Origin of the sequence: Parendozoicomonas sp. Alg238-R29 (assembly GCF_947331445.1) — a bacterium.
Taxonomy (GTDB): Bacteria; Pseudomonadota; Gammaproteobacteria; order Pseudomonadales; family Endozoicomonadaceae; genus Sansalvadorimonas.
On record NZ_CAMZOG010000061.1, the window covers coordinates 21738 to 29354 of the forward strand.

Here is a 7617-nt window from a genome sequence, read left to right on the forward strand (position 1 = left end):
CCACTTTAATACATTAGCTGTTGGTCAGGCTGTTTCTTGCGCGGTTTAACAGATCATTCAGATGTTTCTCAGCTCCGCTGTGATAGCGGGATTTTGGAAACTCCTGGGTAATCTGGCGTAGAAGTAGCAAGGCTGTATGTCGATCGTTGCTGCTGACGTTTTCTTGGTTCAGCAAAATAAGTGCTTTCTGGTAGAGAGCTGCCGCACGAAAGTCATCAGGCATAGCAGCTTCGTTGTATACCAATGTGTATAGTTCCAGAGCATCTGGAATCCGCCTCTTAACAATCGCCCGGCGGGACAGTGGGTTCATATCCTGGTCTAGCTTTTCGTATTCTTTGCGCAGATCAATAGCTGTTCTTTCCCACTCCTGGAGCCTTTCAGCTGGAGTCATTTTAATGGGATTGTTCTGGAGGGCTTTGACCTTGGCGATTTGCGGACGGGCGAAGTCTGCACCTCTGCTGTTCGGAAATTCCTTAACGATACGGTTCAGGTAGTTCAGGGACTTTTCATAATCCCTGTCAACGTTATAACTGCTTTTGTAAATCATGGCGATTTGGTGGAGGGTAAGAGCCTTTATATCGTCACCGAAGCCCGGGGTGTTATAACCCTGGAGATAAAACTGTTCCGCTTCGCTGGATTTTCCCTTGGCAACAGCTCTGACTGACAGGGTCAGCATATCGCCTTCTTCATCGATGATGGCATCAATGAGCTTACCTTTCAGGTCTTCGTGACGGGCAAATTCTCTGGTGCTCAGTTCTGCAACATAAACCGGAGTTGTTGCCGCGCAGGCTGTCAGAAATACGCTGAAAAGAAGGGTAAGGATAAGGCCGGTGTTACCGGATTTCTGGTCTGCTGGCATGCTCACTCCATGGGCTGGATGTTGTTATTTGTCGGGATGATAACATCTTGCCGGACAGTTTTTTTGAGTGCATTGACCGTCGAGTCATGATTATGAGCAAATAATTTTTCTGGAATGAATAACACCATTTCTTATTACCGTTTCTGATTGTTTTTTTCTTACTGGAATTAGATATCGGTTATCTAGACAAAACAGTTTTAAATCCTTTCTTTCGAGCTGCTCTAGTATTCAGTGTGAAGTATCCGTAGTCCCCCGCTTCCCGCGGGATGTTCGATAGTCCCGGGAAGTGTTAAGGGGTGGTGTGACCGACGGAATAATCGTCTTTTCAGCATGTGTTCATGCGGAAAGGCCGGTTTCTGACGATGTTTCCAGATTCCAGAATGAAGATAAATCTGGTGGCGCAAATTGTCCGAATGCAGCAGGGATGTTTCGGTGATGTCAAAAAAAGCGTTCACGCAGGCTCCATTGCCTTTCCATGGTGACAGTCTTAGTAGTTACTTAAAGGTTTATAACCGGCGTACTGGCAGGGAGTTGGGTTATCTCGGCAATATCAGCACTAACGGCCTGATGCTGATTACCCGCTGGCGCATGCAGTGTGAAGCCGAGTTTAATATGCGTATTGTTTTACCTGAGCCGATGTTGGGTAAAAAGTACGTTGATTTCGATGCCCGCTGTCAGTGGTGTCGGCCGGATATTGATGCTGAGAGTTTTGACTCTGGTTATGTCGTCTTAACCAGTACAGTCAATTACGATCTGCTGATTTCTGCTCTTCAATACTACTTCTCATTTTCTGACGATTAACGGACTCCCTATAGGGTGATAAGCTGTATCAGTTATCTCCCTTATGGAACTCCGTTGTGGCGCAGTCTTTCTACTTCTACGATTTAGTTTCTAGCCTTTCCAACTCTTTCCCGTCCCTTTGATGCCAGTCTTGATCTAACGATAGCGTAAAACGTCATTTTTTTAATGTACGCAAATATGTACACAGTTTTAAAGCGTGTCTATTTGTTTGGAATCATCTGCATAGGCGAACTGTTTTTCTGACGTATATACCATTGCTTGGACTGTTTATCCGACCTTATAGTCAATTTTCGTCTACATAAAAGTCGGATAAACAGCGATTATGGGCTTAAGCGGATCGTGTCATGGATGCTGGTGTTATATGCTCGCCTTCCTCTGCACGGCGGCAGTCATGAACGCTTGGCCATCTCTGATTTCAACCTTTCCAAGACAGTGAGTTGTTTCCCCACTGATAGCCGAGTTCGCCGGCATGGTCAGTAGAGCGATCCGACCAAGAAACTCTGAAATGTCTTCAAGGTCGCCAAACTTATCTTCAGCAAATTCCATAACTTCATCCCAGATGCAACCTTCAGCATTCTCATCAAACTTGTCTGGGTACGCAGCAACGATCAATTCAAAGAGTTCAAGATCATCAACTGGCTTCACGTTTTTAATATTCATTATTCTTTTCCTTAATTATTGAATCGCATATAACAAAAGCTTTATGGCGCTACGCTGGGACGCCTACGGCGCCCCATAAGCAGGGGTTATGTGTATCGTTCTTTAGTACAAAAAACTTTCTCGCCTTTGTAGCCACCTTCAACCAAGTGAAACTCCATCGGCTTACTTCCTACCGGCCAAGGTTTGTGCTTTTCTGTAGGCCACCCAGCTTGGCAGCCTTGGCATTGGTTAATCGGGGCACCACAATCTTGACACCAGCCAAGAGGTATTATTGGCGCGGCAACCCCTTTAGGCGTGTATGGGTTTGGCGACTTACAGCCACACATAACAAGCCGTTCTACAGTCGGACTTGCTGCTGTGTCGCAGCTTTTTGGCTCTGCCTTACATATAGAATCTGTCATGTAACTTTCCTCTGGTTTTCTTTACACGCAAGCCCGTAAACAGTGAGGTTATATGGCTCAATCATTTTCGCAGTTTTGGTCAAAGTCATTGACAGAATAAGTCGCATCTCTGAGCGCCTTGACTGCCTGCTCTGTTCGTTCCTTATCTACTCCGTCGTATCGAAATACGGTTCTAGCCTGCCAGTGAACATCACGCAATAGCTTTATTTCTCGCTCCTGTCTGGCGATTGTATCGGCTGCTTTATTCAACAGACCGGAAACATGAGTCGCTACCTCAGCGGGAGTTTCAAGGTAATTTGCCGATGCGGCTTTTCTCAGTTCTTTTAAATCCATCTTCTAATTCCTTTGTAAACCACCACATAACAAGAGCTTCCATCCGACCTCCTTCGGCGGCGAATGAAGCAGGGGTTATACGCTTGGTTCGACTTCTGGCTTCCGGTCTACCCGTGAATGATTTTCATCAAAGTACGCTTGAGGGTTTGTTGCATGAGGCTCGTCCTCCGATGGGATTAAGCCAGGGCCACACAATCCGTTGTGTACCCACACCATCGCCGCGTCAGCGCCTTCGCCATGCTTCCACTCAATCCATGCTGATTGCTGACCCACTATATTGTTGTGAAGGCAAGTCAGTAAGGATTTGTTGTTTTCTTCTAGCTCTTTAATCCTTTGTTCTTGCTTCAAGCTTTTTTGGTAGAGCTTCCCAGCTTGTTTAGGGGAAAGTCTCATGATCATTTCTACAGGCATTGCTTTAATTCCTTGATTGCTTCTCGTATAACAACACGCTGGGCAGGACGCTGGCGCGCCCGGCAGCTCGGGGTTATGTGTCCCATACATCCGGCATTGGGGTGTAACGCCCTCTTGCCATCTTTCGTCCACACTTTTCACAGGGGTGTGTCACATGGAGCTCACAGAAATTTGAACAAGGCTCGCCATCTTCAACAGTTCGCTTTTTTCCCGTTTTATTCTTACGCATAGGTAACAACTGGTTCATATACTGTTCTTCCTTCGTTTCTTGCCCCTTCAATAATTGAAATCCTATCAATGGCAATACAGGTGGGTCGTCCAGCAAGAGGACATAAAAACACTCTATAACCGTCTTTTGCCATGCTCAGGCATGATTCAACAAACTCATCTTCTGATTCTGTGCATACAGAACCATCACTCATTTTTTCTTTGTAGTATTTTCTTAATTCTTGTTCTGACATTTTCATTCACCTTTAAACTCATACACATAACAAAAGCTTCCATTCGACCGCCTTCGGCAGCGAATGAAGCAGGGGTTATGCGCACTTAATAACACCCTTGAGAATCTGAAAAACTATCATTGATAAGATGGGTTCGCTCACTCTCTGAGACTGCTCTTGCATTCTCTTTCGCTTCTTTTGCTACACAAGATAGGCAGTAGTATTCGCCATCGTTTTCAAAAGGGTCTGTCCTTCTCCAATAAAGCTGGTGAGGTACTTCTTTGCATTTTTCGCACGGCTCGCTATCACCAGAAAAGTCGCATTTAACGAAACCTGTTTTCTGTAATGCTTTCTCTAATATTTTCATCTTAAATGCCTGCCTCTATCGCATAACAAAAGGTTCGTTGCGACGCCTACGGCGCGCCACAACCAGGGGTTATACGCTTGGTTCGACTTCTGGCTTCCGGTCTACCCGTGAATGATTTTCATCAAAGTACGCTTGAGGGTTTGTTGCATGAGGCTCGTCCTCCGATGGGATTAAGCCAGGGCCACACAATCCGTTGTGTACCCACACCATCGCCGCGTCAGCGCCTTCGCCATGCTTCCACTCAATCCATGCTGATTGCTGACCCACTATATTGTTGTGAAGGCAAGTCAGTAAGGATTTGTTGTTTTCTTCTAGCTCTTTAATCCTTTGTTCTTGCTTCAAGCTTTTTTGGTAGAGCTTCCCAGCTTGTTTAGGGGAAAGTCTCATGATCATTTCTACAGGCATTGCTTTAATTCCTTGATTGCTTCTCGTATAACAACACGCTGGGCAGGACGCTGGCGCGCCCGGCAGCTCGGGGTTATAACCTGGCCGCCAGCTCTGTGATTATCACCAAAAAAGCAACACCAGTAGCAAACCCCGAGATAAACGCGGGATAGATCGGCTTGGTATGCTTAACGATGTTGTGTTTAATTTCATTGCCGTTCAGGAAAAGCTTGCCGCCTTTCTCTTCAAATGTATTTCCATTTATTTCTACAATACTTGTCATCGTGATTGTCCTTATCGGTTATAACAAAAGCGTTAACCCGACCGCCTACGGCGGCCGGTTACGCAGGGGTTACATGGCCTCTGCCAGCTCCGGGTTTTCGTAGATATTGCCCACTACTTTTAGGTAGTCGTCAGCGCAATCTGCCCACTCAGCTAAACCTTCTTTGGAATCCGGCCCCCAACCATGCCCACTGATATGGTGAATCTCCCAGCCCATATAATCACCAAATTGAACTTTGGCTATTGTTGCGAAATCACCATCATCACAATCGTGGACACACTCAAGAAGGTCGCCTTCATAAATCTCAACACCGTTCTTATCTTTTAGTCCGGTGAACTGCATCAAGACAAACTCTTCTTGGTCTTTGTCGTAATGGTTTACGCCAATTGTTTCGTGCTCGCCTGTGGCTCCAATCCAAGCCCCGCCAGCAGGCATGGTTAAACTGTATGGATGAATCATCTTTGGGTCAGGCCAGCGCCCTTTTCTCCAAGCTCTAAACTTAATCTCTCGCATCTTCTTATCCTGTTATGAGTAAAGGCAGCATGTAACAAGAGAATCCAATCGACCCTGCGGGCGATTGATTCAGGGATTATGTTTCGTCATTCCCCAAAGAGAGGTAATGCTCCACTTCACTCTTTGCTACTGATCGCTTACTAATCTCGAAGCTGAATGATGCATTCGGACAAACTTTAGATTGCTTCAAAGTCAGCTCAGCCATTTTCTCGACAGCCTTGTCAAACTGGTCAATAGGGTAGGCTGCGTAATGAACCCAAGTGTCCTCAACAATCCACAAGGGTGTTTTATCTTCATTCTGTTTTTCTTCGATCAGCCGTTCGATTTGCTTTTTAAGTGCAACCAAGCTGTTCAAACTCTGATCTTTAAATGCTTCTTGTGCTGTCATTAGTTCATTCCATCAATTGAGAGAAACATAACAAAAGCTTCCACCGGACTCCTCACTGCGTTCGTCGCGCAGTGAAGCAGGGGTTATCTGCTAATACTCAGCACCATCGAGCTTCATTAATAACTACAGAAGGGCAGGCCCGGGCAGATATGTTGAGTTGCGCATAATTGCTGTCTGCCTGATGGTGGCTTTCTGGCAATGATGCATGACCATCTTCCAGCTTCACTTTCACAAAAGGTGTGAGACCTGATTCGCAGATCCAGTCCACTGCCGTCTGAATAAGCATGTGTTTAAATGGTTTCATGCGCACTTGTCCTTCTTGTCCCAGGCGTCCAGTGATTCGATAGAATAAATCCGGCCATTGATTGGATTTGGAAACCCTTTGTATTCACGCCACTTCCACAGAGTTGCAGTGCTCTTGATGCGATAACGCTCCTTAACTTCGTCGACGGTCAGGTATTTACGAATAACTGGTGTGTGAACAATGTTTTCTGGTGTCAGCTCTGATTGTTCTGCATCGCAGGGTTCTGCTGATTCATCATTGATGGGCGCAATGGGCGTGCTCCAGTTCAACACGGCCGGTGCGTAGCTGTAGCTCATGGTAAGATGTGTGCTGTCTTTGCTCATGCTGCTTGCGCTCCCACATATTCAAACCGCTGGCCGTTGTTCACCACTTCACCCAGTTCCACCAGTTTTGCCCGGGCCTGCTTCCACAAGTCATGGCGAACGCCATAATTATTTGTCATCTCCTTCACATGAATAGGGGAGTGTCCAAACTCGCCATTGCGGATACGCTCCACCAGCAGATCAACCGGTTCTTGCTCTGCCTGTGCAACGGTTTCGTGTGCAGTTTCTTTGGTTGTGCTTGAGATGGCTTTCAAAACCTCTTTGGGTTTGCTCAGGCAGAGGATGGCGGCCACATCAATAACCAATGCAATAACCAACCATGCAACCCAACGTAACGGCTCTAGCGTGGAGGAAAGGGCGGCATCAGCTACACCCTTTGGTGCAGTGTTTGTTGTGTGGTTTTCTGATTGTTGCAACCGTTGCAGAAGGGTTTCACGCTCCTGCTTCAGGCGGTTTATTTCTGGGTTTGTGGTGTCGATGGTTCTGCCCTGATACTTGGAACCGGCATCGATACTGGCTGCGGTTTGCAGGGTTTCAACCTGGTTGTTCAGCTCCTGAACCTGTAGGCGTAACTGTTGTACTTGGTAAGAACTGCTTGCCAAGGTTTTACGCTTCACGCTTTTGTCAGCCTGCATGCTTTGCCAGGTGTATTCGGCATAACCAGCTGTGGCGAGAACAGATACAGAAAGTAAAACCCCTCCCATCAGCTTCTCAAACCAAGGGCCACGGAAGAAAAGAATCACACAGCCTTGAAGGCAGATACCGGCAGCTATTACCAACCACTGCATTTCACCGGCTGGAATAAAGTCGCGCAGAGTTAGTACCAGTGCAGCTGTTGATACAGCCAGCAGTAGGCTCTGTTCACAATACATGTTGGTGCATGAACTATACTTCTGAGCACCGGTTTCTGTCGTGTAATTGGAACCATCGTCATGCAGCAAACACAATTCCAAGAGTTCCTGAAATCTCTCAGTACATTGTCCCCTGAACAGCTGACATGTTTGCACACAACCCTACCGCCATGCCCGAAAACGCCAGAGGTTACGGGCAATAGTCGTCTTCTTGAGCGTCTCAAATATTACTTTGATCAGCACCCGCGGTGCCCTCGCTGCACCTGTGAATCCATGACGCGCTGGGGGCAGAATGCTGG

Annotated in this window: 14 protein-coding genes and 1 pseudogene; 2 read left to right on the forward strand and 13 right to left on the reverse strand. The window is 46.7% G+C overall.

Going from position 1 to position 7617, the window contains the following annotated elements; genetic code table 11:
* Nucleotides 1–13: 13 nt before the first annotated feature.
* Nucleotides 14–859: a tetratricopeptide repeat protein gene (locus tag QMA35_RS14810; protein WP_281647928.1), complete on the reverse strand. Its 846-nt coding sequence runs from the start codon at nt 857–859 to the stop codon at nt 14–16.
* Between the two features lie 432 nt (nt 860–1291).
* Here QMA35_RS14810 and QMA35_RS14815 point away from each other — a divergent pair, with 432 nt between their 5' ends.
* The gene (locus QMA35_RS14815; RefSeq protein ID WP_281647929.1) at nt 1292–1660 is read left to right on the forward strand and encodes a PilZ domain-containing protein; all 369 of its coding nucleotides are present in this window, start codon (nt 1292–1294) and stop codon (nt 1658–1660) included.
* A 357-nt stretch (nt 1661–2017) separates the two neighbouring features.
* On the opposite strand, the gene QMA35_RS14820 is transcribed toward QMA35_RS14815, so the two are convergent.
* From QMA35_RS14820 to QMA35_RS14875, 12 genes are all read right to left on the reverse strand, one after another.
* The gene (locus tag QMA35_RS14820) at nt 2018–2320 is read right to left on the reverse strand and encodes a hypothetical protein (protein WP_281647930.1); all 303 of its coding nucleotides are present in this window, start codon (nt 2318–2320) and stop codon (nt 2018–2020) included.
* A 458-nt stretch (nt 2321–2778) separates the two neighbouring features.
* Complete coding sequence (locus QMA35_RS14825; RefSeq protein WP_281647931.1) at nt 2779–3054, reverse strand: hypothetical protein; 276 nt, start codon at nt 3052–3054, stop codon at nt 2779–2781.
* Nucleotides 3055–3129: 75 nt separating this feature from the next.
* Nucleotides 3130–3465 (reverse strand): hypothetical protein, encoded by a 336-nt coding sequence (locus tag QMA35_RS14830; RefSeq protein ID WP_281647932.1) that lies wholly within the window; start codon nt 3463–3465, stop codon nt 3130–3132.
* 221 nt (nt 3466–3686) lie between these two features.
* Nucleotides 3687–3926: a hypothetical protein gene (locus tag QMA35_RS14835; RefSeq protein ID WP_281647933.1), complete on the reverse strand. Its 240-nt coding sequence runs from the start codon at nt 3924–3926 to the stop codon at nt 3687–3689.
* Between the two features lie 85 nt (nt 3927–4011).
* Nucleotides 4012–4272 (reverse strand): hypothetical protein, encoded by a 261-nt coding sequence (locus QMA35_RS14840; RefSeq protein ID WP_281647934.1) that lies wholly within the window; start codon nt 4270–4272, stop codon nt 4012–4014.
* Between the two features lie 69 nt (nt 4273–4341).
* Complete coding sequence (locus QMA35_RS14845) at nt 4342–4677, reverse strand: hypothetical protein (protein WP_281647932.1); 336 nt, start codon at nt 4675–4677, stop codon at nt 4342–4344.
* Between the two features lie 73 nt (nt 4678–4750).
* Entirely contained in the window at nt 4751–4939 is a 189-nt protein-coding gene (locus QMA35_RS14850) for a hypothetical protein (RefSeq protein WP_281647935.1), read from the reverse strand.
* Between the two features lie 69 nt (nt 4940–5008).
* Nucleotides 5009–5452, reverse strand: coding sequence for a YopX family protein (locus tag QMA35_RS14855; protein ID WP_281647936.1), 444 nt, complete (start codon nt 5450–5452; stop codon nt 5009–5011).
* Between the two features lie 76 nt (nt 5453–5528).
* Nucleotides 5529–5840, reverse strand: coding sequence for a hypothetical protein (locus QMA35_RS14860; RefSeq protein WP_281647937.1), 312 nt, complete (start codon nt 5838–5840; stop codon nt 5529–5531).
* A gap of 97 nt (nt 5841–5937) precedes the next feature.
* Nucleotides 5938–6144: a hypothetical protein gene (locus QMA35_RS14865; protein WP_281647938.1), complete on the reverse strand. Its 207-nt coding sequence runs from the start codon at nt 6142–6144 to the stop codon at nt 5938–5940.
* Nucleotides 6141–6467 carry a hypothetical protein gene (locus tag QMA35_RS14870; protein ID WP_281647939.1) on the reverse strand — a complete coding sequence of 109 codons (327 nt, stop codon included), beginning with the start codon at nt 6465–6467 and terminating at the stop codon, nt 6141–6143. The genes QMA35_RS14865 and QMA35_RS14870 overlap by 4 nt, the downstream gene beginning before the upstream one ends.
* Complete coding sequence (locus QMA35_RS14875) at nt 6464–7408, reverse strand: hypothetical protein (RefSeq protein WP_281647940.1); 945 nt, start codon at nt 7406–7408, stop codon at nt 6464–6466. The genes QMA35_RS14870 and QMA35_RS14875 overlap by 4 nt, the downstream gene beginning before the upstream one ends.
* Between QMA35_RS14875 and QMA35_RS14880 the strand changes: the two are divergent.
* Nucleotides 7400–7617 (forward strand): annotated as a pseudogene (locus QMA35_RS14880) (hypothetical protein); the annotation flags it as partial. The gene QMA35_RS14875 and the pseudogene QMA35_RS14880 overlap by 9 nt on opposite strands.

Coding starts and splice junctions, on each gene's coding strand:
- QMA35_RS14835 (WP_281647933.1), bottom strand. CDS start 3,926: ATGTCAGAACAAGAATTAAGAAAATACTACAAAGAAAAAATGAGTGAT.
- QMA35_RS14870 (WP_281647939.1), bottom strand. CDS start 6,467: ATGAGCAAAGACAGCACACATCTTACCATGAGCTACAGCTACGCACCG.
- QMA35_RS14825 (WP_281647931.1), bottom strand. CDS start 3,054: ATGGATTTAAAAGAACTGAGAAAAGCCGCATCGGCAAATTACCTTGAA.
- QMA35_RS14845 (WP_281647932.1), bottom strand. CDS start 4,677: ATGCCTGTAGAAATGATCATGAGACTTTCCCCTAAACAAGCTGGGAAG.
- QMA35_RS14850 (WP_281647935.1), bottom strand. CDS start 4,939: ATGACAAGTATTGTAGAAATAAATGGAAATACATTTGAAGAGAAAGGC.
- QMA35_RS14840 (WP_281647934.1), bottom strand. CDS start 4,272: ATGAAAATATTAGAGAAAGCATTACAGAAAACAGGTTTCGTTAAATGC.
- QMA35_RS14810 (WP_281647928.1), bottom strand. CDS start 859: ATGCCAGCAGACCAGAAATCCGGTAACACCGGCCTTATCCTTACCCTT.
- QMA35_RS14865 (WP_281647938.1), bottom strand. CDS start 6,144: ATGAAACCATTTAAACACATGCTTATTCAGACGGCAGTGGACTGGATC.
- QMA35_RS14830 (WP_281647932.1), bottom strand. CDS start 3,465: ATGCCTGTAGAAATGATCATGAGACTTTCCCCTAAACAAGCTGGGAAG.
- QMA35_RS14855 (WP_281647936.1), bottom strand. CDS start 5,452: ATGCGAGAGATTAAGTTTAGAGCTTGGAGAAAAGGGCGCTGGCCTGAC.
- QMA35_RS14860 (WP_281647937.1), bottom strand. CDS start 5,840: ATGACAGCACAAGAAGCATTTAAAGATCAGAGTTTGAACAGCTTGGTT.
- QMA35_RS14820 (WP_281647930.1), bottom strand. CDS start 2,320: ATGAATATTAAAAACGTGAAGCCAGTTGATGATCTTGAACTCTTTGAA.